27 protein-coding genes, 1 tRNA gene and 1 pseudogene are annotated in these 20864 nt (G+C 66.7%); 11 read left to right on the top strand and 18 right to left on the bottom strand.

From position 1 onward, the window contains the following. The first annotated feature begins 38 nt into the window (after positions 1–38). Together OHA18_RS26295 and OHA18_RS26290 are read left to right on the top strand one after the other, a co-directional pair. Positions 39–995 carry an SMP-30/gluconolactonase/LRE family protein gene (locus OHA18_RS26295; protein ID WP_328997969.1) on the top strand — a complete coding sequence of 319 codons (957 nt, stop codon included), beginning with the start codon at positions 39–41 and terminating at the stop codon, positions 993–995. A 101-nt stretch (positions 996–1096) separates the two neighbouring features. Next, positions 1097–2254, top strand: coding sequence for an ankyrin repeat domain-containing protein (locus tag OHA18_RS26290; RefSeq protein WP_328997968.1), 1158 nt, complete (start codon positions 1097–1099; stop codon positions 2252–2254). Here the strand turns inward: OHA18_RS26290 and OHA18_RS43405 are convergent. Genes OHA18_RS43405 through OHA18_RS26280 form a run of 3 tightly spaced genes read right to left on the bottom strand, consistent with a single transcriptional unit; the run spans position 2251 to position 4632 of the window. Further along, entirely contained in the window at positions 2251–2505 is a 255-nt protein-coding gene (locus tag OHA18_RS43405; protein ID WP_442914336.1) for a DUF429 domain-containing protein, read from the bottom strand. The genes OHA18_RS26290 and OHA18_RS43405 overlap by 4 nt on opposite strands. After that, positions 2421–2930 (bottom strand): DUF429 domain-containing protein, encoded by a 510-nt coding sequence (locus OHA18_RS26285; RefSeq protein WP_442914335.1) that lies wholly within the window; start codon positions 2928–2930, stop codon positions 2421–2423. The genes OHA18_RS43405 and OHA18_RS26285 overlap by 85 nt, the downstream gene beginning before the upstream one ends. Further along, positions 2923–4632, bottom strand: a complete 1710-nt coding sequence (locus tag OHA18_RS26280; protein ID WP_328997967.1) for an aminotransferase class V-fold PLP-dependent enzyme — start codon at positions 4630–4632, stop codon at positions 2923–2925. The genes OHA18_RS26285 and OHA18_RS26280 overlap by 8 nt, the downstream gene beginning before the upstream one ends. 91 nt (positions 4633–4723) lie before the next feature. On the opposite strand from OHA18_RS26280, the gene tenA reads away from it, so the two are divergent. From tenA to OHA18_RS43400, 4 genes and pseudogenes are all read left to right on the top strand, one after another. Beyond that, on the top strand, positions 4724–5386 hold the full coding sequence (tenA, locus tag OHA18_RS26275; protein ID WP_328997966.1) for a thiaminase II: 663 nt from the start codon (positions 4724–4726) through the stop codon (positions 5384–5386). Next, positions 5383–6930 carry a phytoene desaturase family protein gene (locus OHA18_RS26270; protein ID WP_328997965.1) on the top strand — a complete coding sequence of 516 codons (1548 nt, stop codon included), beginning with the start codon at positions 5383–5385 and terminating at the stop codon, positions 6928–6930. The genes tenA and OHA18_RS26270 overlap by 4 nt, the downstream gene beginning before the upstream one ends. A gap of 46 nt (positions 6931–6976) precedes the next feature. Beyond that, positions 6977–7049, top strand: a tRNA-Lys gene (locus OHA18_RS26265). Positions 7050–7293: 244 nt separating this feature from the next. Next, a pseudogene (locus tag OHA18_RS43400) lies at positions 7294–7650 on the top strand (site-specific integrase); the annotation flags it as partial. Here the strand turns inward: OHA18_RS43400 and OHA18_RS26260 are convergent. Beyond that, entirely contained in the window at positions 7634–8152 is a 519-nt protein-coding gene (locus OHA18_RS26260) for a helix-turn-helix transcriptional regulator (RefSeq protein WP_328997964.1), read from the bottom strand. The pseudogene OHA18_RS43400 and the gene OHA18_RS26260 sit on opposite strands and share 17 nt — an antisense overlap. 124 nt (positions 8153–8276) lie before the next feature. Between OHA18_RS26260 and OHA18_RS26255 the strand changes: the two genes are divergently transcribed. Continuing rightward, positions 8277–8657, top strand: coding sequence for a YciI family protein (locus OHA18_RS26255; protein WP_328997963.1), 381 nt, complete (start codon positions 8277–8279; stop codon positions 8655–8657). Positions 8658–8669: 12 nt separating this feature from the next. Continuing rightward, positions 8670–9878: an RNA polymerase sigma factor gene (locus OHA18_RS26250; RefSeq protein WP_328997962.1), complete on the top strand. Its 1209-nt coding sequence runs from the start codon at positions 8670–8672 to the stop codon at positions 9876–9878. Positions 9879–10270: 392 nt separating this feature from the next. Here the strand turns inward: OHA18_RS26250 and OHA18_RS26245 are convergent, their stop codons facing one another. The 3 genes from OHA18_RS26245 to OHA18_RS26235 all read right to left on the bottom strand — a co-directional run bounded on the left by OHA18_RS26245 (position 10271) and on the right by OHA18_RS26235 (position 12324). Then, positions 10271–10648 (bottom strand): hypothetical protein, encoded by a 378-nt coding sequence (locus OHA18_RS26245; RefSeq protein WP_328997961.1) that lies wholly within the window; start codon positions 10646–10648, stop codon positions 10271–10273. A 607-nt stretch (positions 10649–11255) separates the two neighbouring features. After that, positions 11256–11936: a GAF and ANTAR domain-containing protein gene (locus OHA18_RS26240; RefSeq protein ID WP_328997960.1), complete on the bottom strand. Its 681-nt coding sequence runs from the start codon at positions 11934–11936 to the stop codon at positions 11256–11258. A gap of 97 nt (positions 11937–12033) precedes the next feature. After that, a complete protein-coding gene (locus tag OHA18_RS26235; RefSeq protein WP_328997959.1) occupies positions 12034–12324 on the bottom strand; it encodes a hypothetical protein in 291 nt (96 codons plus the stop codon). A gap of 21 nt (positions 12325–12345) precedes the next feature. On the opposite strand from OHA18_RS26235, the gene OHA18_RS26230 reads away from it, so the two are divergent. After that, positions 12346–12495, top strand: coding sequence for an ANTAR domain-containing protein (locus OHA18_RS26230; RefSeq protein WP_328997958.1), 150 nt, complete (start codon positions 12346–12348; stop codon positions 12493–12495). Positions 12496–12642: 147 nt separating this feature from the next. On the opposite strand, the gene OHA18_RS43395 is transcribed toward OHA18_RS26230, so the two are convergent. From OHA18_RS43395 to OHA18_RS26205, 6 genes are all read right to left on the bottom strand, one after another. After that, positions 12643–12798 carry a VOC family protein gene (locus tag OHA18_RS43395; RefSeq protein WP_442914334.1) on the bottom strand — a complete coding sequence of 52 codons (156 nt, stop codon included), beginning with the start codon at positions 12796–12798 and terminating at the stop codon, positions 12643–12645. Then, positions 12732–13118, bottom strand: coding sequence for a 4a-hydroxytetrahydrobiopterin dehydratase (locus tag OHA18_RS43390; protein WP_442914333.1), 387 nt, complete (start codon positions 13116–13118; stop codon positions 12732–12734). The genes OHA18_RS43395 and OHA18_RS43390 overlap by 67 nt, the downstream gene beginning before the upstream one ends. A gap of 132 nt (positions 13119–13250) precedes the next feature. Further along, positions 13251–13559, bottom strand: a complete 309-nt coding sequence (locus OHA18_RS26220) for a sec-independent translocase (protein ID WP_328997956.1) — start codon at positions 13557–13559, stop codon at positions 13251–13253. A gap of 6 nt (positions 13560–13565) precedes the next feature. Then, entirely contained in the window at positions 13566–13805 is a 240-nt protein-coding gene (locus tag OHA18_RS26215; protein WP_328997955.1) for a twin-arginine translocase TatA/TatE family subunit, read from the bottom strand. 71 nt (positions 13806–13876) lie between these two features. Continuing rightward, entirely contained in the window at positions 13877–14173 is a 297-nt protein-coding gene (locus OHA18_RS26210) for a putative quinol monooxygenase (protein ID WP_328997954.1), read from the bottom strand. Beyond that, positions 14170–14394, bottom strand: a complete 225-nt coding sequence (locus OHA18_RS26205; protein ID WP_328997953.1) for a hypothetical protein — start codon at positions 14392–14394, stop codon at positions 14170–14172. Before OHA18_RS26205 ends, OHA18_RS26210 begins: the two co-directional genes overlap by 4 nt. Positions 14395–14883: 489 nt before the next feature. Here OHA18_RS26205 and OHA18_RS26200 point away from each other — a divergent pair, with 489 nt between their 5' ends. Continuing rightward, complete coding sequence (locus tag OHA18_RS26200) at positions 14884–15816, top strand: ferritin-like domain-containing protein (RefSeq protein ID WP_328997952.1); 933 nt, start codon at positions 14884–14886, stop codon at positions 15814–15816. Between the two features lie 363 nt (positions 15817–16179). Here the strand turns inward: OHA18_RS26200 and OHA18_RS26195 are convergent, their stop codons facing one another. Genes OHA18_RS26195 through OHA18_RS26185 form a run of 3 tightly spaced genes read right to left on the bottom strand, consistent with a single transcriptional unit; the run spans position 16180 to position 18246 of the window. Then, on the bottom strand, positions 16180–16809 hold the full coding sequence (locus OHA18_RS26195; RefSeq protein WP_328997951.1) for a ferritin-like domain-containing protein: 630 nt from the start codon (positions 16807–16809) through the stop codon (positions 16180–16182). Positions 16810–16821: 12 nt separating this feature from the next. After that, a complete protein-coding gene (locus tag OHA18_RS26190) occupies positions 16822–17481 on the bottom strand; it encodes a ferritin-like domain-containing protein (protein ID WP_328997950.1) in 660 nt (219 codons plus the stop codon). A 57-nt stretch (positions 17482–17538) separates the two neighbouring features. Further along, on the bottom strand, positions 17539–18246 hold the full coding sequence (locus OHA18_RS26185; protein ID WP_328997949.1) for a class E sortase: 708 nt from the start codon (positions 18244–18246) through the stop codon (positions 17539–17541). Between the two features lie 139 nt (positions 18247–18385). On the opposite strand from OHA18_RS26185, the gene OHA18_RS26180 reads away from it, so the two are divergent. Continuing rightward, positions 18386–19621, top strand: coding sequence for an Nramp family divalent metal transporter (locus OHA18_RS26180; protein ID WP_328997948.1), 1236 nt, complete (start codon positions 18386–18388; stop codon positions 19619–19621). A gap of 29 nt (positions 19622–19650) precedes the next feature. Here OHA18_RS26180 and OHA18_RS26175 read toward each other — a convergent pair whose 3' ends face one another. Both OHA18_RS26175 and OHA18_RS26170 read right to left on the bottom strand, forming a co-directional pair. After that, positions 19651–20058 carry a LapA family protein gene (locus tag OHA18_RS26175; protein ID WP_328997947.1) on the bottom strand — a complete coding sequence of 136 codons (408 nt, stop codon included), beginning with the start codon at positions 20056–20058 and terminating at the stop codon, positions 19651–19653. Between the two features lie 342 nt (positions 20059–20400). Then, positions 20401–20856 (bottom strand): hypothetical protein, encoded by a 456-nt coding sequence (locus OHA18_RS26170; protein ID WP_328997946.1) that lies wholly within the window; start codon positions 20854–20856, stop codon positions 20401–20403. Positions 20857–20864 lie beyond the last annotated feature (8 nt).

The following is a 20864-nucleotide window of genomic DNA, read 5'->3' as shown; positions in this document are numbered from 1 at the left end:
GGACGCAGACCGAATCCCACGACCGTTGAGAGGTCCGCATGTCCGTCCGCGCCCTGTCCGCCACCCTCGCGCTCTCCGCCACGCTGCTCGGCCTGGGCACGTCCACAGCCTTCGCCCGCCGCCCGAGCACCTACGAGCTCCCGGGCGACGCCGGCGGATCCAAGTTCGAAGGGATCGGGTTCGACGCTCACACCCAGAGGTACTACGTCTCCGAGACGACCGGTGGCGAGATCCACCGCGGTCAATTGCGATCCACGACGGCGACCGAGTGGCTGAAGGGCGACGGCACCGACGGCCGCTGGACGGCACGAGGCGTGACCGTCGACGCCCGCGGCCGGGTGTATGTCGCAGGCGGCCCGAACGGGATCGACCACCCTGGCGCGCCGGACCTGTGGGTCTACGACCGCGACGGACGGCTGCTCGCGGCGCTGCGAACCGGCGTACCGAACGCGTTCCTGAACGACCTGGTGATCGGGCCGGACGGCGCGGCGTACGTGACGAACTCGAACGCCCCGCAGATCTTCCGGGTGGCCGAGCGCCACGGCCGGTGGACCATCCAGACCTGGGCGGACGCCGGTGCGGCGATCCCGGTGTCGACCGGCTTCAACCTGGGCGGGATCGTGCTGTCGCCGGACCGCAGGGCGCTGATTGTGGCCCAGGGCAACGTCGGCAAGCTGTGGCGGTTCGACCTGCGGACCGGTCAGGCGACCACTGTCGATACGGCCGGAGCGGATCTGGTCAACGCCGACGGGCTTGTGCAGCAGGGCAACAGCCTCTGGGTCGTGCGGAACTTCTCTCGCGTGCTCAGCACGCTGCGGCTGTCTGTTGACGGCCGGGTCGCGCGGCTGGTGGCTGCGACACCGACCGATCCGGACCGGGTGCTGACGACCGCGAAGCTCGCTCAGGGACGGTTGTTGGTGGTCGACAGCAAGTTCGACGAGGCGACCGCGCTGCCGCCGTACCAGGTCATCACGCTGACCCCGCCGCGCCGATGAAGCGCCGTCCGATCGCCGCGGCCGCCGTCCTGCTGATGGCGGTGACCACCGCGTGTTCCACTGAGACCAGCAGCACTCCATCGCCTTCGAGGAGCAGTTCTGTGCCATCCACCGAGCCGCCTACTGGCCCACCTCCTGCACCCTCCGGTGCGCCGTCCGGTGCGCCGTCCAAGCTTGACGGGCAGCTGATCGCGGCTGCCTGGAAGAACGACGTCGCCGAGGCGCTCCGGCTGATCACCGCGGGCGCGAACGTCAACGCGGCCGACGACACCGTCCAGAGCGCGTTCCTGATCGCTGCCAGCGAGGGCTACCTCGAGCTGCTCGAGTTGACGCTCGCCCACGGCGCCGACGTCCGTAGCCTCGACAGCTACCACGGCACGGCGCTCATCCGCGCGGCCGAGCGTGGTCACGCTGCTGTGGTGGGCCGCCTGATCCAGGCCGGCGTACCCGTCGGCCACGTCAACAACCTCGGCTGGACCGCCTTGCACGAGGCAGTCCTGCTCGGCAAAGGCACACCGGAGTACGTCGACACCGTCCGGCTGCTCGTCGCCGCGGGCGCCGACACCACCAAGCCCGCCGAGCGCGACGGCACCACCCCGGTGCAGGCAGCCAAGGACCGCGATCAGCCCGCCGTCAGCGCCGCGCTCACCGCCAAACGCCCGTCCTCCCCCGCCTCGGCACTACTCACTGCCGCAACCTCCGGCAACGCAGACGCGGTCGCGACGGCCCTCGCGGCCGGTGCGCCGATCGAGTCGCGTGACGACCACCGCCGTACCGCCCTACTGCTCGCTTCGCTCAATGACCGGGTCGACGTCGCGCGGCTGCTCGTCGAGCTCGGCGCCGACCCCGACGCCCAGGACGACCGGCAGGACTCCGCCTGGCTGGTCACTGGCGTGACCGGGAGCGTCGCGATGCTGGAGACCCTGCTCCCGGCCGACCCCGACCTCACACTCCGAAACCGCTTCGGCGGCATCTCCGTCATCCCGGCCAGCGAACGCGGCCACGTCGACTACGTCCGACGTGTCGTCAAGACCAAGATCAACGTCAACCACGTCAACAACCTCGGCTGGACCGCCCTGCTCGAAGCCATCATCCTCGGCAAAGGCACGAAGCCCTGGCAGGACATCGTCCAGATCCTCCTCGACGCCGGCGCCAATCCCAGCCTCCCCGACGCCGAAGGAGTGACCCCACTCGAACACGCCAAGTCCCGCGCCTACAAGGAGATCGCCGCCACCCTCCAAAAGGCAGGAGCCCACTAGGCCCAGATGGCGGAAGGTATGCCGTCGCCGAGCTGTTCCGGCGGGCTCGGGTACGCGCGCGCTCGCCCCTCCGCGTATCGCCTCGCCGTCCAGGCGGCCGCGGCGGCATCGAGTACGTCGTCGACCCCCGCCACCTCACCCGCGAACCCGATATCACCAACCACAGTCATCCCGGCCGCCGCGAGTAACCGCCGGCGCTCCTCCCCGCCTGCCCAGGTGGACTTCGGATGCGACAACGGCCGCCCGGCCATCGTCGCGAAGGAGACCCAGGATGTACCTCGATCACCGCGCACTGTGCATCCGGCGCCCACACATCAACCTCCAGAATCCGCTTCGCCAGCGCGTACGCCTGCTGACTCACGCCCTTCCCGGTCGCCTCGATGTTCAAAGCCGACGCCTCCGCATGCGTCCCGGCCTCCAACGCCGCCCGCACCGGCGTCGCGAACACCGACGACGCCCGCTTCCCCACCACCCGCCGCGCCAACACGTCCGCCTCCCGTGCCCCACGCAGGGGCAGACCGATCGGGATATCAATCCCGACCACCGCCAGCTCTCCATCCACCTCAGTCCGCTCGACCAGTTCACCGATCGTCACACCGAAGTACGCCCGCAGATCCCCCGCGATGCCGATCCAGCCCTTCTTGCAGGCATCGACCCCGAGCACCCGGCTAGTCACGAGCCAGGCAGCGAGACGGGAGGTCGAACCACCGGAGGTGATCAAAATCAGTGTTGACCTGCCCCTCGGCATCGCTGACCTGCTGGCACGTAGACAGGAGGTCCCGCGCCTCGGCCAGGTAATCGCCCAGCGCCGACTCCGGCGCCGTGTGGTCGTGGCGCGGATACCTGAGCTTGCCGTCGGCGTCGTACCCGACCTGCGACAGGCGCATCGGCGGCTCGACCGGACCGCGGTGGTGCCGCCACAGACCGTTGGCCGGGTCGAAGCGGTAGTCACCGAGCAGGCGCCAAGCGTCGCGCGCGATGAGCTTGACTGCCTCGACGACGTACGCGAAGACGGCCTCGGAGATGAAGTAGTTGAAGTTGACCCGCACCCAGCCCGGCTTGATCCCCTCACAGCCGTGCAGGATCTCCTCCTCGAACAGGTGCGAGCGGTCGATGTCGATCCCGAGCAGCGTGTGACCGTACGGCCCGGCGCACGAGCACCCGCCGCGCGACTGGATGCCGAACAGGTCGTTGAGCAGCGCGACCACGAAGTTGTGGTGCAGGTACCGCCCGGACGGAGCCTTGACCACGAACGAGACGATCGACAGCCGCTCGGAGTCCAGATTGCCGAGGATCTGCAGGTTCGGCTCGGCCTTCCACGCCTCGACCGCGCGCCGCAGGTACGCGTCCTCATGCGCACGGATCACCTCGATCCCGACCGCCTGTTTCAGCTGGAACGCCAGCCCGGCCCGGATCGATCCGATGATCGCCGGCGTGCCGCCTTCCTCGCGGTGCACGGGATCGTCCAGATACCGATGTTCGAGCGGGTTCACGTACGCCACGGTCCCGCCGCCCGGGACATCAGGCACCCGGTTGCGGAGGAGCTCGCGCCGCGCGACCAGTACGCCGGGAGTGCCCGGCCCGCCGATCAGCTTGTGCGGACTGAGGAAGATCGCGTCCTTGTACGACAACCGGTCCAGGTCGCGTCCGCCGTACATGTCGATCTCGACGTACGGCGCGGCGGCGGCGCAGTCCCAGAACGACAAGGCGCCGTACCGATGCAGGAGAGCCGAGACCCGCTGCGTGTTGCTGACGATGCCGGTGACGTTGCTGGCCGCGGAGAACGATCCGATCTTGACCGGCCGATCGGCGTACTCCTGCAGCCTCGACTCCAGTTGGTCGATGTCGATGTGACCGTCCGTGTCCTGGCTGATCACGACCACGTCGGCGATCGACTCACGCCAAGGCAGCTCGTTCGAATGGTGCTCGTAGGGCCCGATGAAGACGACCGGCCGCTGGTCCTGCGGTATCTGATCGGTCAGGTGGTACCTGTCGTCGAGCTCGGCCGGGATCCGCAGGCCCATGATCCCGATCAGCTTGTCGATCGCCCCGGTCGCGCCGGAGCCGCAGAAGATCAGCGCGGTCTCGTCATCGCCGCCGACACCGTTGTGGATGATCCGGCGGGCATCCTCGCGCAGGCGGGTGGTCTGCAGGCCGGTCCCGCTCGACTCGGTGTGCGTGTTCGCGTACCGCGGCAGGACCTCGTCGCGGATGAAGTCCTCCAGGAAGGTCAGCGCGCGGCCGGAGGCGGTGTAGTCGGCGTAGGTCACCCGGCGCGGACCGTACGGCCCCGGCATGACTTGGTCGTCACCGATCACCGACGCGCGGATCCGCCGCAGCAGCGGCGTGTCCGGCGGCATCTCCCCCTGGGTACTCATGCCTCAGAGTAAGGGCCAGGAGTGATCTTCGTCTCTCACTGTCGCCGCGTCTGTGGATAAGGTCGGTCGCAGTCGACAGCAAGGAGTGGGGATGACGTTTTCCGGCGAGCTGTGGGACCGCGGTGCCGCCTCCGTGTACGACGAGATCGTCCGGCACCCGTTCATCACCGGGCTGACCGACGGCACCCTCGATCACGACGCGTTCCGGTACTTCATCGTCCAGGACAGCCACTACCTCCGCGCGTACTCACGGGCGCTCAGCCTGGTCGCCGGGCGCGCTCCGGACGAGGACGCGGTCAGCATGTTCGCGCTGCATGCCGCCAACGCCATCGCGGTCGAGCGGGAGCTGCACACGTCGCTACTGGCGTCGCTGGGGCTGTCTGCAGCGGATGTCGACGCCACTGGGTCCGGACCGAACACAACGGCGTACATGTCCTATCTGACGGCCGTCTGCGCCACAGGCACGTACGCCGAGGCCGTGGCCGCCGTACTGCCCTGCTACTGGATCTACCGCGATGTCGGCCGGGAGCTGCTGAAGCGGTCCTCACCGGACCCGCTGTACCGCCAGTGGATCGAGACGTACGGCTCGGAGGAGTTCGACACAGTCGTCGAGGAGGTGCTCGCCGTCACGGATCGACTGGACGTGGGGGCCGCGGAGCGGGAACGTTGTCACCAGCACTTCGCTATGACGTGCCGCTACGAATGGATGTTCTGGGACGCCGCGTACCACAAGCTCGATTGGCCGGTGGGATGAAGGACTTCTACGACGTCGTCATAGTCGGCGGTGGACACAACGGTCTGGTCGCCGCCACGTATCTGGCCCAGTCCGGCCTGTCCACGCTGATCCTGGAGCAGCAGGCGCACACCGGTGGCGCAGCGGTCAGCGAGCGCGTGTTCCCCGGGGTGGACGCCCGCCTGTCCCGGTACTCGTACCTGGTCAGCCTGCTGCCCGACAAGGTCGTCGCCGATCTGGGCCTCAGCCTGGACCTCCGGTCCCGCGCAGTCGCGTCGTACACCCCGGTACGCCGCTCCGGCCGCGACGTCGGGCTGATGGTCGAACGACCGGAGGGTGCTGTCACTCGCGAGTCGTTCCGGGCGCTGACGGGGAGCGACGCGGAGTACGACGCCTGGACCGACTTCTACGGCTCGGTGAGCTCGCTGGCCGAGGCCGTCGCACCCACGCTCCTGGAGCCGCTCCAGCCCGCCGCGGACCTGCGGTCCCGCGTCGACGGTGCGCTCTGGCAGGAGCTGGTGGAGCGCCCGCTCGGCGAGACCATCGAACGCCGCTTCACCGACGACACCGTCCGCGGAGTGGTCGCGACGGATGGCGTCATCGGCACGTTCGCCGGACTCCACGACAAGTCGCTGATCCAGAACCGGTGCTTCCTGTACCACCTCATCGGCAACGGCACCGGTGAGTGGCGGGTGCCCGTCGGCGGCATGGGCGCGGTCACCGATGCGCTGGCCGCGGCGGCTCGGCGTGCGGGCGCCGTACTCGTCACCAACGCGTCAGTGACCTCTGTCGAAGCAGACGGGGTCCGCGGCTCCGTCACGTGGCTCGGCGGTGACGGTGAGCGGTCCGTGGACTGCTCCTGGGTCCTGTCGAACGTCGCACCGTCCACGCTGGCTGCACTGCGTGGCCAGACCGGTGTCGAGAAGCCGGAGGGGTCACAGCTGAAGATCAACCTGCTGCTGCGCCGCCTCCCTACCCTGAAGACCGGCGACGACCCGGCGCGGGCGTTCGCCGGCACGTTCCACATCGACGAGGACTACAGCCAGCTGGAGTCGGCGTACCAGTCGGCTCTGAGTGGCGAGCTGCCGACGGTGCCACCGTCCGAGGTGTACTGCCACTCGCTCACCGATCCGTCGATCCTGTCCCGCGAACTGGTTGCCTCCGGCCACCAGACGCTGACGGTCTTCGGGGTCCATTTCCCCGCCCGATTGTTTGCCTCGGACAACGATTCGGTCCGGGCCGAGTCTGTTCGGCGGGTGCTGGCCGGCCTGGAGTCGTACCTGGCCGAACCGCTCGAGAACTGCATCGCCCGCGACGCCGACGGCAACCTCTGCATCGAGGCCAAGACGCCGTACGACATCGAGGAATCCGTCGGCATGCCCGGCGGCCACATCTTCCACGGCGACCTCCAGTGGCCCTGGGCCACCGACCCCGCCGACGCCGGCCGCTGGGGCACCGAAACCGACGTCGCCAACCTCCTGATCTGCGGCTCCGGCGCCCGCCGAGGCGGCGCCGTCTCCGGCCTCGGCGGCCACAACGCCGCCATGACCATCCTCACCCGCTAACCGATTTCGCATCTCCCCGATCCCCCTGCTACGATCCTCTTCGTTCGCGCCGCTAGCTCAATTGGCAGAGCAGCTGACTCTTAATCAGCGGGTTCGGGGTTCGAGTCCCTGGCGGCGCACAAAAGCCCAGGTCACTTAAGTGGCCTGGGCTTCGTCATGTCTGCAACGCACTCGTTATGCACTCATTTGCCGAGTGCCCATGTCGAGCCGATCGCCGCGCAGCAACTGAACGACCAGCTGCCACCCTTCATCTGATCGTGACTGTGCGTCACATCACATCAGTTCGCACTGATACCGATCTCGCGGATTCTCGGGTCCAACAGGCGTTGATCAGCCAACCATCACACCGGTTGGAGGCCTGAGATGGCGAAGCCACCGCTACCCGTCGGTTCATGGGGCGAGATCTCGACCTGGGTCGTTCACACCGACACCAGGGGCAGGCCCGTCAAGTACAAGTCGCAGGCCAAGTTCCGCGACCACGACGGTCACGTCCGCCAAGTGTCGAAGTACGGCAAGACCAGAACCGCGGCCGAGCGTGCCCTACAGCAGAAGCTCCACGATCGCGCCAAGACCAACCAGTCCGGCGAGCTCAGCGCGATGCACAAGATCAACCACCTCCTTGACCTTTGGGAGAAGAGGTTCGAAGGTCTGGTCGCCGACGGGACGCGGTCGCCTACCTCGCTGGACACGTATCGACGTGCGATCAAGAACCACATCCGCCCCGCCCTCGGCGAACTCCGCATCGGCGAGGCCACCACCTCACGCATCGACACCGTCCTCGCACGGCGCGCCAGATGGTCTCGGCGACCGCAGCATCGGGATCGGCCACCGGCCGAACGAGCAGCCGCACCTTCTGGGCCGTGGCGCGCGCCTCTGCGAGCGCCCGCTCCGGCATCGCCGCCACGATCTTCTGCAGCGCGCTGCGGGCATCCTTCGCGAAGAGCACGTGCTCGCTGCGGCTCAGCGCCACGGCGACGGCCGCCGCCTCGCGGGGCGTGAAGTTCAACGGCGGGAGGCTCATCGAGCGGTCCAGCGTGAACCCGCCGCCTCTCCCCGCCTTGGTGGCGAGCGGTACGCCGGCCTGCCCGAGCGCACTCAGATCCCGTTCGATCGTGCGGAGACTTACCTCGAAGTGCCCGGCCAACTGCCGCGCCGTTCGACCGCGTGGCCCTGCCGCGCGCAGCTCCTCGACCAGGGCGTACAGGCGGTCAATACGGTTCATGATCGCAGCGTAGGCGCGAGCGTGGACATTTACTGAGACTCTGGGGCGAAGGCGTCCTGATCGACCGCTGGCCGTTCGTCAGTAGGTCGAAGCGGGATCCTCCCGCCGAACCGAAGGAGTCCGGATGAACCAGTACCTTCTGTCGCTGTACGACGTACAGGGGGAGCGCAGCCGTGCTCCGTCGTCACCCGAGGACATGCAGGCGTTCATGGGTCGCATCATCGCGCTGGAAGAGGAGCTGGACAGCGCGGGCGCCTTCGTATTCGGTGGTGCTCTGCACGGGCCAGACGCAGCCACGGTGGTCAGCGGCGGCACCGGCCTCGACAAGGTGACCACCGACGGGCCTTTCGTGGAGGCGAAGGAGCACATCGGCGGCTTCTACATCATCAACGCCGATGACCTCGACGCGGCGCTGGGCTGGGCGGAGAAGGTCGTCGAGGCCACCGATCACTCGATCGAGGTCACACCCTTCCGGGCGACCGGACGCCTCCAGGCCGGCCACTGACGGCCACCGTTGATGGACGACGTCGAAGGCGCGTTCCGCGCGGCCTACGGACAGGCCGTGGCCACGCTGACCCGCGTCTTCGGTGACATCTCACTCGCCGAGGACGCCGTGCAGGACGCGTTCGTGACCGCGCTCGACCGGTGGCCACGAGACGGCGTCCCGGACAACCCAGCCGGCTGGATCGTCGCAACCGCGCGCAACCGAGCCATCGACGTCGTACGCCGAAGCCGCCGCGGACGCGAGCTCACCAAGGGGATCGCCTCCGACCGGCTGCGACACGGGTCCACCGTCGACCTGGAGACAGATGTCCTGCGCGACGACCAACTGCGGCTCGTCTTCACCTGCTGCCACCCGGCCCTCCGGGTGGAGCACCAGGTGGCACTCACTCTTCGCCTGATCGCAGGACTCACCCCCACAGAGGTCGCTTCGGCCTTCCTGGTGAGCGAGGACACCATGGCCAAGCGCCTCGTGCGCGCAAAGTACAAGATCAAGGCGGCACACATCCCCTACCGCGTGCCGGAGGACGACGAACTCCCGGACCGGCTGCGCCCGGTGCTGGCGGTGCTGTACCTGGTGTACAACGCAGGCTCGGACAATGCCGCCCGGAGAGACCTGCGCGCCGAGGCAATCCACCTCACGCGGCTGCTCGCGGCCCTGATGCCAGACGAACCAGAGGTGTCGGGACTACTGGCCCTCATGCTGTTGAGCGACGCCCGCGTGCCTGCACGCAGTGATGATGATGGGGTGGTGCTGCTCAAGGACCAGGATCGGTCTCGGTGGGATCACACACTGATCGCCGAGGGACAGGCTCTTGTGCTGTCCTGCCTGCGCCTCCGCCGACTCGGACCGTTCCAGCTCCAGGCAGCGATCCAGGCGCTGCACTGTGCGGCCGGGCGCTACGAGGACACGGACTGGGCTGCCATCCTCCGGTTCTACGACCGTCTGCTGGCCGTCATGCCTACACCGATAGTGGCGCTCAACCGTGCAGTGGCCGTGGTGGAGATCCAGGGCCCAAGTGCCGGGTTGGCCCTCCTCGACGAGATTGCCGACGAGTTGGCCACCTATCACCTGCTGCACGCGGCGCGCGGCTCCATGCTGCACCGCCTCGGGCGACGAGACGAGGCCGCCGACGAATACGCCCGCGCCGCGAACCTGGCCACAACCAAGCCCGAGATCCAGTTCCTACGCCGCCAAAGCGAAACGATCAGGCGAGACGGTTGAGCCCGCCCAGACACGGGCTACCTGAGTTGGGTGCCAGATGCAACCACCGTCGGAGTCGGACCTATCCGGGTTGCTCACGGCTCCGAACTGATTGCTGAGAGCAACCGCTCCCTTGAAGTGCCGACTCCACAGCCTGGGTACGAGTCCGCCAGCCGGACCCCGGTGGCACTTCGATGTCCGCACCATCACATCGAAGGAGAACAACCGTGTATCACTCGGGTCTCAACATCGTCATCGGCCTGTACGTCGAGATCAGCTCCCGCTGTAGCGGTCACGGCCATTGGGGCCACAGCCTGCTGGGATTGTTCAACTGACCCTCGGCTCGCGGTGAGCTGAGATCGGTTCTGATCGACCGACCGAGGCGGCTGCGTCTCCGAAGGATGACGCAGCCGCTACCGCGCCGCGGACAGGTTCTGCGTCGATGACGCAGGCAAGCTGTAGTTGGGCTCGAGGTCGATCTCGACGATGCGCAGGTGGACCGACGGGGTTCGGTGCGTTGCGGTCTCCAGGCGGCGGCCGCCGACAACGCGATGGGCAACTGAGCCGACATCGTCGGCGCGCCGATCCGCGCCGACGACGATCCGTACCTCGACGTGGACCTTGTCGTCTCCCGACAGGCCGGCCTCGACGCGAGCCAGATCCGGGATCGCTCGGCCCGTCGCACGGTGGCGGCCGCCAAGGCGCTCGCTCTGATGCCCGGGATCCGCTCCGGCTCTGGCCGGATCGTGGCTGACCGCGGCCAACTGGTGGGCCGAGCTCCAGTGCACCATTGAGCCGAGCACTTGACTCGCGGTCGTCCAGGCCGCGGCGACGCAGGTGGCGGCCGACCTGCACCAGCTCCTCGGCCGGCCCGAGCTACACCGCCGACGCGATGTCCGGGTAGCACGCTCTGACAAGACCACTACGCCGTCACCGGTGATCTGAACTGTTCGGGTTCAGTGGAGTCGGTGCGAAGCGGATGTCGAACGACGACGTGGGATCGTCAGTCCGAGGTGGTGCAGCCATTCTTCATACAGCGGGCGGGCGCCGGGCAGCCCATGGTTGAAGGTCAGGTCGTCGGCGAACTCGTCGACGATACAAAGGCGTCGGGTCGCGGGATCGTGAATCGCGGCGCGTTCCCAAGGCGCCCCGCGCCAAGCACTTCGACAGCCGCTGCAGTCGCAAGCGACCCGCTAGCCGACGATCTCTGCACCAAGCCGCGACGGCGGTCGTTCTTCTGGCAACAGGTGCCGTCCGTCAGGGGCTGTCGTAACGGTGATCCCGCCATCGCTCCAACCACTACCGGCCGAGCCGTCAGGAAAGAGGCACTCCACATAGCCCTCGTGTTCACCATCATCCGATACCCAGCCCACCTCAGCCTCCCTATGGATCGCCAGATCAGGCTCCAAATGGCAGCCTGCGACCCTCGACCAGCCACTGGGCAACGTCGTGAAGCTTGGTGTTGGTTTCTTGGGAGTAGTGACTAAGGAGGTCGAAAGCGTGGGCTTCGTCGATGTCGTAGCGCTCCATCAGGATTCCCATCGCCATGCCGACCAACTCGCGGGCATCAACTACCCTCGAGAGCGCGTCCTCGTGCCGCGCGGCCGCGAGGGTGACCGCGGCGTGTCGCGCGAGGAGATGCGCCACCGCTTCGTCGTCCTCGCTGAATGCGTTCGGTTCAGGGCTGTAGAGCCCGAGAACACCGACAGACTCCGGCGCGATACTCAGGGGAACATGCAGCACGCTGCGCAGCCCGAGGGCCTGGACCCTCGTCGCCCAATCCGGCCAGCGCTGGTCAGTGGCGGTGTCGCTCACCAGGGTTGTGACGCGTTCCCGCATCGTGTGCGCTAAGGGACCCACACCGCCATTCAGCTGAGATTCGGAAATCTCGGCGACAACCGGTTCAGTCACCGCTGGGATCTCCGGCTTGCCGCTGGCGGCCAGCGCCACACCCGCGTGGGAGCAGTTCAGCGCTTGCAGCGCGAAGTGAACCAGTTCTTCGATTGTCTCCTCGGCCCCCTGGGAGGAGTGCAGCTCAAGTGCCAACTGCGCGAACCTGTCCGCGGTCGCCTCGCTCACCGGATCGATGGTGGACGCATCGGCCTTCCAAGGTCTATCGACCTCAGCGCCGCTCGCATGATCTGCGGACTCCACCAGCCCATAATGCACCGGCCGTTCAAGGGTTGGCCACTCTCGGCTCGCGCTCGCCACGCAACTGAGCGCCACCAGCGGCCCGTTGCACGAAACCCTCTTGTACAGCGAGCCGCGCCATGTCGGCGACCTTGCCGCAGATCACCGCTACCCGGCGTTCGCCGCCGCCGCCATCAACGCCGGCTAGCGCAGCTGCCTGCTCCTCCCCCTTCCCTCCCCCGGAACCAGCGCGGCAGCAGCGTTCAGTCTGTTCTCCGTCAAACCGGATGCCTTCAGCAGTACGTCGTACGACATCGTCCTGCTCTTCGCGCTCCATGCCGGAGTCACGTTCGACAACGTGACGCTCTACGACAACAGCACCAAGCTGATCGAGCAACTCCAGGCAGCGCTGCACACCCGAACGATCATCGGACAAGCCCAAGGCATCCTGATGCACCGGTACGAGATCACCTCGGTCGTCATGTGGCTAGACGAGGCTCACGGATAGCCGAGGCCGTCGGTGCCTATCCAGGTCGCCACGCGGGCCTCGTTGCCCTCGGCATCCGCGAGCACCCACCAGGACGGCGCGAACCGGTCCGTGACGAGACGGCCGGCGGCGGCGGCGAGGGCCGACTGAACGCGGGCGGCGACCTCGTCATGGGGCGAGATGGATTCGGTTCTGCCCAGGACGGGGCGCGTCGAGCTGCTGGAAGCACACGATCGGATTGCGCCGCTGCGGATCGTTCAGCACGTCGACCGGACCATCGTCACGGTCGGCGTAGCCAAGGATCGCGCGCCAGAACGGAAACACGGCCGGGATATCGACCGCCCAGTGTTGATCACGACGTTGTGAACCGCGGCCGGGTCAGTCTTCAACCCGAGTGCACGTGCCACCAACGAGATCCGGCGAGCCATCACGACATCGCCAACGCTCAGACCGTCCGGCGACGGCGAGGTGGTGAAGACACGAACCGCGACCCCGTGCGCACGGAGATCGACATCAGGCGGACGAGTATCGACCTCGTCCGACTCATTGATCGCCTGTACGAACGACACACCCTCCGCGAACGAGCCCGTCCGGAACCACGCGCAGGCGCCGCCGTCGGCCACACGCCAAATCCTCAAGACCATCGGAGTGGTGAAACTGCCGCGCCGTGAGCGGAGTTCCCATCGCCAACCTCCTTCGTGCGCAAGCCCCGCGCTGACGAAGTACCCGCATCTAAACCCCTGCAGGCGGACGTCGTCGCGGAGCATCCTGCGCCGTCAGGTCGCCTCGTCGTCGTACGGCGCCGGCTTGTCTGAGGTTCTCGCTGCGACCTCGGTGACGTCGGATTCACCATCAGTTGAGTCAAGGAGATGTTTGCGGATGAAGGTCCGCGGATCGAGGTCCTGGCTGTCGAAGTCGGGGCCTAGCTCCTCGCGGAGATCCTGTTGTGCGTTCGCAACCAGGCCGCGTACCTGGTTGAGGAGGCGTGCCGCTGTTCGGACGAACTCCGGTAGGCGATCTGGCCCCAAGACCAGCAGTGCTACCAGCCCGATGACTAGTAGCTCGGGGACTCCGATGTCGAACACAGATGTCTAGCTGCGCTGAGTCGGCTCGGCCTCGGCCGACGTGTGCACACCCTCGCCGACCGGCGTCTCGCCGATCTCCATGTCCGGCTTTTTGACGTGGGAGCCTATCTCGTCTTCCCAGATCTTCTTCGACTTGCCGAGTTGGCGCACCAACGTCGGCAACTTCGCCGATCCGAACAGCAGCACCACGATCGCGAGAATGACGAGCCACTCCGCACCCTGCGGCATACCGAGAAGTGCCAGCATGACGTCTCCAGTTCCTAGACAGCAGATTCGCCCAGGTACTTCGGAGCCACGCAACCACAAGATAGGTGCGACTACTTGACGGCGAGGACGTCCGTCATCCGGATATCGGGGTCGCTTGCCAGCAGCTCAGATGCCACCTTGCCCAGGGCCACCGGAATCTGACCGTCCAGGTGAGCCTGGCGCCCCTCTTCGTTCTCGAACGTGTCGAAGATCCCGAAGGTGGTCTCGCTCAACCGGAAGGCATACCAGGTCACCGTCCCCTCCTCCGCAGCCGCCAACTCACGCCCCTGCTCGAGAAACGCCGCCAGCTCGGCCTCCTTGCCAGGCTTGGCCTCGAGGAGTGCCAACAATCCACGATCAATACTCATACCTGGTCCTCTTCAGAGTTTGACTCGAGCTCCCTGCGCGCTGCATCCGGCCGGGACAGCACTCGGCGGGATGGCTCCTGTGTGGGCACCTTCGCCACCGGATTGTCTGCACCAACCCGCACAGCCATGACCCTCACCGCAACGAAAATCCCCGTGCTGACAAGGGCCAGCGTGACGATCAAGACCGCGAACAACACCGGCATGCTCATCTGATCGAACATGGACTCAGCTCCTTCTCATCACCAAGGACGCTACGCCGACCAGACCCGAACGCCCCTTACGCCGGCCTAACGCCCTCCAGAACACGCGAGACACGCCGCATCACAAATTCAAGCTGACCGGGAAGGCGAAGGGTTCAGCCCTTAGAGGTGTGGATGTCCAAGCAGGGCGCCGAGATGACGAACCCGAGGAGGCTCTCGGCGCCCTGCGTCTAGGGGTCAGCGTGACCAAGGGCAACAGGCACGCGGCACCCATGCGCCGCCGTGTGACAGATGACGCCTGTTCTTCGGACTCATCCCATCCGCAGATGGGATCTTGACCGATGTTGCGGACCGGTCCCGAACTCATCACAGCCGAAGTCGGACCGATCCGGATGGCTGAGGGCTCCGAAGGCCGGGTGAACGGTTGGTCGCTGCACCTCCGCCGGGGCGGCCGACTGTGCCCGGTCGGGTCTGCCGGCCGGGCGACAATCCTGACCGGAGAGGAACCCCATGTTCGACAAGCTGTTCATCCGCAACGCCATCGAACGCAGCGTTGAGAACGACGTCGACCGACGCAGATTCCTGCGGACCGCGGGCGTCGCCGGCGCCGGCATCGCGGGAGCGACGCTTGCTGGCCCAGCGACCGCCGCCTTCGCGAGCCACGGCAGCCAGGCACCCAGCGACGGAGCCGTGCTGAACTTCGCGCTCAACCTCGAGTACCTCGAAGCCGAGTTCTACCTGCGCGCCGTCCGCGGCTTCGGCCTGTCGGCTGCCGAGGTCTACGGTAAGGGCCGAGCCGGCGGTGTCCGCGGTGGGCGCAAGGTCAAGTTCCAGAGCAAGGTCGTTCGTCAGTACGCGGAGGAGATCGCGGCCGACGAGCTCGCCCACGTCAAGTTCCTGCGGTCCGCGCTCGGTAAGGCCGCGGTCGCCCGGCCGGCGATCGACATCGACGCCGCCTTCACCGCGGCAGCCACCGCGGCAGGTCTGATCAAGCCCGGTCAGAAGTTCGATGCCTATGCCAACGAGAACAACTTCCTGCTCGCTGCGTACGTGTTCGAGGACGTCGGCGTCACGGCGTACAAGGGCGCTGCGCCGTTGATCACCAACAAGACCTACCTCGAGGCCGCCGCCGGCATCCTCGCGGTCGAGGCCTACCACGCCGCAAACATCCGTACGACGCTCGTCGCCCGCGGACTCGACACACCGTCAGTCGCCATCTCCAACGCCCGCGACAGCCTGGACGGACGCACCGACCTCGACCAAGGAACCAAGTACCAGGGCAAGACCAACATCGTCCCCACCGACCGCAACGGCATCGCCTTCAGCCGTAGTGCGGGCCAGGTGCTGAACGTGGTCTACCTGAACCCCAAGAGCGTCACCAAGGGCGGCTTCTTCCCCGCCGGCGTGAACGGCACCATCAACACCAGCGCCAAGAACGCCTGACCCCAGTACGTACTTCCGCCCAGATCGGCCCTGGTCATCGCGAGGATCAGGGCCAAGCGCCCGGCTTGCCGAGTACGGCATGACCCCACTCGCTCGGCAAGCCGGGTCGCCCACTGACACGGACCCGGAGCCGGAGCATGGTCCAGCCCGGGCGTCACGGGGATAACGACCGGGCTGGCTAACAGAACGTATCGATCACAACTACAGTCCGCAATAGTCGGACAAGTCTATTCAGCAAGAGCTTCGGGTGTCGCCCCCACATCTCGGTCCAGCCGTCGTCTGAGGGCATAGACCACCCTTGAGTCTGGCATTCCAAAGCAGGGACGCCGGCCGATCAGCCGGCGTCCCTGCGTCCGTGGCGGCTTAGTAGGTGATGGCGGCAACTACCTTGGCGGGATCCTGGAGGAACGGCGCGACTGCCTTGAGTACGTCGCTCTTCGGGATGCCGACCTCGGTCGAGCCGGCGTACACGCCGCCTTCGGCCTTCAGGCCAAGGAGGTTCCCGACGACGGCCGCGTGTCGCGCCTCGACGCCGAAGATGCCCGCAGCGGCCTGGAGGATCATCTTGTCCTTCACGAACCCGGCCGCACCCAGGTACGCACCGACGCCCTTGTTCTCGAAGATGTGCGCCGTGGTGAGGTAGCTCTTGCGGCTGTCGAACGCGCCGCCGAAGTCGACCGCGGGTGCACCGACCGGCGAACCGCCGAGCTTCTGGATCGTGGCGGTGATGGTCGCCACGTGCGACGCCTCATCCGCTCCGATCTGCATCAGGTACTTCTTCTCCTTGCCGGACAACAACCCCGCCTTGTTGCCCTGCCGGTAGAATTCGGCCTCCAGGTACTCCAGCGTCAACGCGTAGTTGAGTACGTCGATGTCGCTACTGAAGTCCTTCGCGGCCGCCAACTCGAACCCGTGCGTGAGGGCGCCGAGTGCGGCACCTGCCGGTACGGCGGACGCGTTGCCATGGATCATGTCGCGAACGGTGTCAGTCATCAGCTGTCCCTTCTACTTCGCAATGAACGGCATAGCGGCCTTGAGCACCGGCGCCATCCCGAGATGCGCCTCGATCGGCGCCGGGAACGGATTGCCACCGGAGATCTGCGCGATGATCGCCGCATGCCGCGACTCCACACCGGCGATCGATGCCGCCGCGGCGAGAATGTTGCCGTCCTTCACCAACGGGACCTGGCCGTGGTAGGCCTTCACGCCCAGCTCCTCGAACGTGCCCGCGGTCTTGAGGAACGCGGCCCGGCTGGAGAACGTGCCGGCCGGGAACTTGACCTTCGGCGCCGCGACCGGCTTGCCACCAAGATCGTTGATCGTCGTCTTGACCGCGGTGACGTGATTGGCCTCGTGCTGCTGGATCGGATCGATCAGCTCGAGCTCACGGCCCTTGAGCAGCTTGGCTTTCAGGCCCATCGTGTAGAACGCGGACTCCAGGTACTCCAGGGTCAGCGCGTAGTTGAGGATGTCGAGATCGCTCTTGGCGACCTCATTGGTGAAACCACGATCGGCCTTGCCGAACGCCACCGGGTCACCTGGCCGGGTGGCGACGTACGTGAGACCGACGCCGATCAGTGCGGCGTTACGCAGGAAGCTGCGCCGGCTGTGCTCGTCGTTGAACTCGAGGACGGGACGGCCCCCGAAGATCTTGCTGATACCCATGATTCTCCTTAAGGGATCACTACAGGGTTTCGATCGCTGGAAGGAGCTATCGCCTCCTCATCCGGCGCGCGCCTGGACGACGATGCGCTGGTAATGAGCTGTGATCGGGTTGCAGGCGAACAAGGTGATGAGCTTGTCGCCCGGATCGGTGGGCTGCCGCAGGATGAACTTCACGTACTGCGCCTGCGCCACGATGGTGGTCCTGAAAACCTTGTACGTCGTCTTCCGCGCGCCGACCGTGACCACGATCGGATCGCCGGGACGCAGCTTGTCCAGGTTCAGGAACGGTTTCTCGTGCGTACTCCGATGGCCGCTGATCACGCTGTTGCCCGCGCTGCCCGGCAACGGCGTACCCGGCCAATGGCCCACGCCCTGAACGAGAGCGGCCTCGTCGACGCCATTGTTCAACGGCTGGTCGACGCCGAGTCGCGGGATCGCGAGTTGACCGAGGCGCAGTTGCTCGCCCGGCTTGGCCTTGATCGCCTCGATCGGGACACCGGCCGCCGGGTTGTCACCGGCAGCGAACTGCGGCTCGACCGGCTTACCCGCCCTGAGCTGATCGAGCATCCGATCGACCAGCGCCTCATCATCGCCCGGCGCGGCGGACGCCGACTTGCCCGGAGCGGCCGTGGTCGACTCCAGCAGTGGTGCAGTTGTCGGTGCATCACCGCCACCGGGACCGAACACGACGATCGCCACTGCGACCAGGATGGCGAATCCTGCACTCGCGGCAACCCAACGCCACAGCGGTTTCCAGACTGGCACTACCGATCATCTCCTCACAGCGGAACCACTGATCAGGCCTTCGGAGCCGTCGATACGGCGGATAGGTGACTGATTCCGATCCACTGGCCCGACCGCTCCGAATCGATCCCGAGACGTTCCCGATCGGAAGGCCGACCGTATGTATGCGCCCGCACCGCTGCGCCGAGGACTGAACCGATCAGGACTCCTGTTGCTGGGGCCGGCCTTCGTGGCAGCGGTCGCGTACGTTGATCCAGGCAACTTCGCGACGAACATTGCCGCCGGCGCCACGTACGGTTACCTACTGTGCTGGGTCGTCGTCGGCGCGAATCTGCTCGCGGTCCTGGTGCAGTACCTGGCGGCCAAGGCAAGTATCGCGACCGGTCGGAGCCTTCCGCAGCTGTGCCGCGACCACTTCCGCCGTCCGACCGTGCTCGGCTTGTGGGGTCAGGCCGAAGTGGTTGCCCTGGCCACCGATCTCGCGGAGGTCGTCGGTGGTGCGATCGCGTTGAATCTCCTGTTCGGCATTCCGCTGCTCGCGGGCGGAGTGATCACCGGTGTGGTGTCTTTCGCGTTGCTGCTGTACCAATCGCGCCGGGGTCAGCGACCTTTCGAGACCGCGATCATCGGCCTGCTGGCCGTCGTACTGGCCGGATTCGTCGTGTCGACGATCGAAGCGGCGCCCAAGGCAACGAGTGTGGTCGGTGGCCTGGTCCCCCGGCTGGACGGCACCGAGTCCCTGGTGCTCGCGGCCGGGATGCTCGGAGCAACCGTGATGCCGCATGCGATCTGGCTGCACGGCGCGCTCATCACCGACCGGCACGCCAAGACCTTGCGCACACCAGGCGGACGCGAGCGCGTTCTCAAAGCGACCCGGATCGACGTCATGGTCGCAATGGCGTTGGCAGGGGCGGTGAACCTAGCGATGGTCGTCGTTGCCGCGGCAGCCTTGACCGGCAGCGGCACCGAGTCCCTCAGCGACGCACACGCCGCGATCGGCGATCGGCTCGGCCAGGCGCCCGCACTGCTGTTCGCGCTGGCGTTGCTGGCCAGCGGATTCGCATCCTCGTCAGTCGGCACGTACGCCGGCTCCGTCATCCTCGACGGATTCCTCCGCCGTCAGGTCCCCGTCGTCGCACGACGACTGATCACGCTCCTGCCGGCCCTCGCAGTACTTGCCATCGGCATCGACCCGACCCGCGCCCTCGTCGTCTCCCAGGTCGTCCTGAGCTTCGGCATCCCCTGCGCGCTCTGGCCACTCGTCAAGCTGACCGCATCCCGCCGAGTCATGGGCGACCAGGTCAACCGCACCGTCACCACAATCGCCGCCTGTCTCGTCGCCACAGCCGTCAGCACCCTGAACGTCGTACTGATCGTCCTGACCGTCAGCGGCTGACCAACATGACGACCAGAGCTGCGTACGCGCTAGTCAGGTAGCACGGGCTGACGACGGGTCACACGGCGCCGCAGCTGGGTAATACGGGCCGCACCGATCACCCCGGTGACGATTGCCGCGCCGACACCGGCTATGAGCAGCGCTAACGCCAACGGCACACTGCCTTGCATCCACAGGAAGGACACCTCAACCCGGCGAGTGTTCTGCAACATGAACACGATCAGCATCACCAACGCCAGGGTCGCCACGCAGATCCCGACCCAGGCTGCGCTCATTCGGGTCCGCGGCACCGGATCGGTCCGAACAGGTTCTGGCGTAGATGGCTCGGCGACTTCCGCCGCCGGCGGATCCGCCACCGTGTTCGTTTCCTGTGACGTGATCTCGCCTGCGGGGACGGACGGAGCGCTGATATTTGGGTCGGGCGACGCGACGGTCATGGCGGCCTCTTCTCTTCTATGGCCGATTTCCTTTACCGTACGCCGATTTCGGCGGTTCGGCGTGCTTGAGCAACGACCTTTGTCGCGGGCTTCCAACGACGTTCAGCGGACAAGCCAGAATCCGCTCGCCCGCTGTCGATGTTCGCGATGAAGCGTGGTGTGCCGAGAGGACGAATCCAGATGGCTCTCGACACCCCGCGTTGGGGGGCAGTCGTGACCGATGCCTTTGGCGACCCGACGAGGACCGGCGGAACTAGCGCGCAAGTTTCAGACCGTACGGGTCTCCCGCAGAGGCACTCAACTGGGTTCAGCACCGCGCCGGTCGTGCGCCGGCCATGATGGTCAGCGGCCCGCTGCCTGGCGGTGGCGGAAGTGCTGCAGGGCGCCGCTAAGCGCGACACACACCTGATTAGGATCGGCGCCGCGGTGACGGGCAATCTCCCGATAGGTGAGCCCGCCGAAATATGCGTTGGCCAGGTCGTGCCGCTGGTCGCCTGACAGCTCGCTGCACTCGTTGTCCGCATCCAGCAGTTCAGCCGCACGTTCCTCGGTCGCCCGCTCGTCAACGGCGCTCAAGAGCGCAAACCTATGCGTCAGCTGCGTTGCCCACTGCATAACGGTCATGCGGGTGGCGTCATGTTCGCTGCCGTGGTGGTAGAGGTGCACGAACACCTGCGAGCAGACCTTCTCGGCGAGCTCGGGCGTCTCGCAAAGCCTGAGCGCGAGACCGTATAGCGTCCCGGACAGGGCGTCGTACAGCTCGGAGAAGTCGCCGCCGACCGCGGCCGTTCGATCCATGGCACTCC

Source organism: Kribbella sp. NBC_00709 (assembly GCF_036226565.1).
Lineage (GTDB): Bacteria > Actinomycetota > Actinomycetes > Propionibacteriales > Kribbellaceae > Kribbella.
This window is presented reverse-complemented; position numbering and strand designations above follow the sequence as displayed.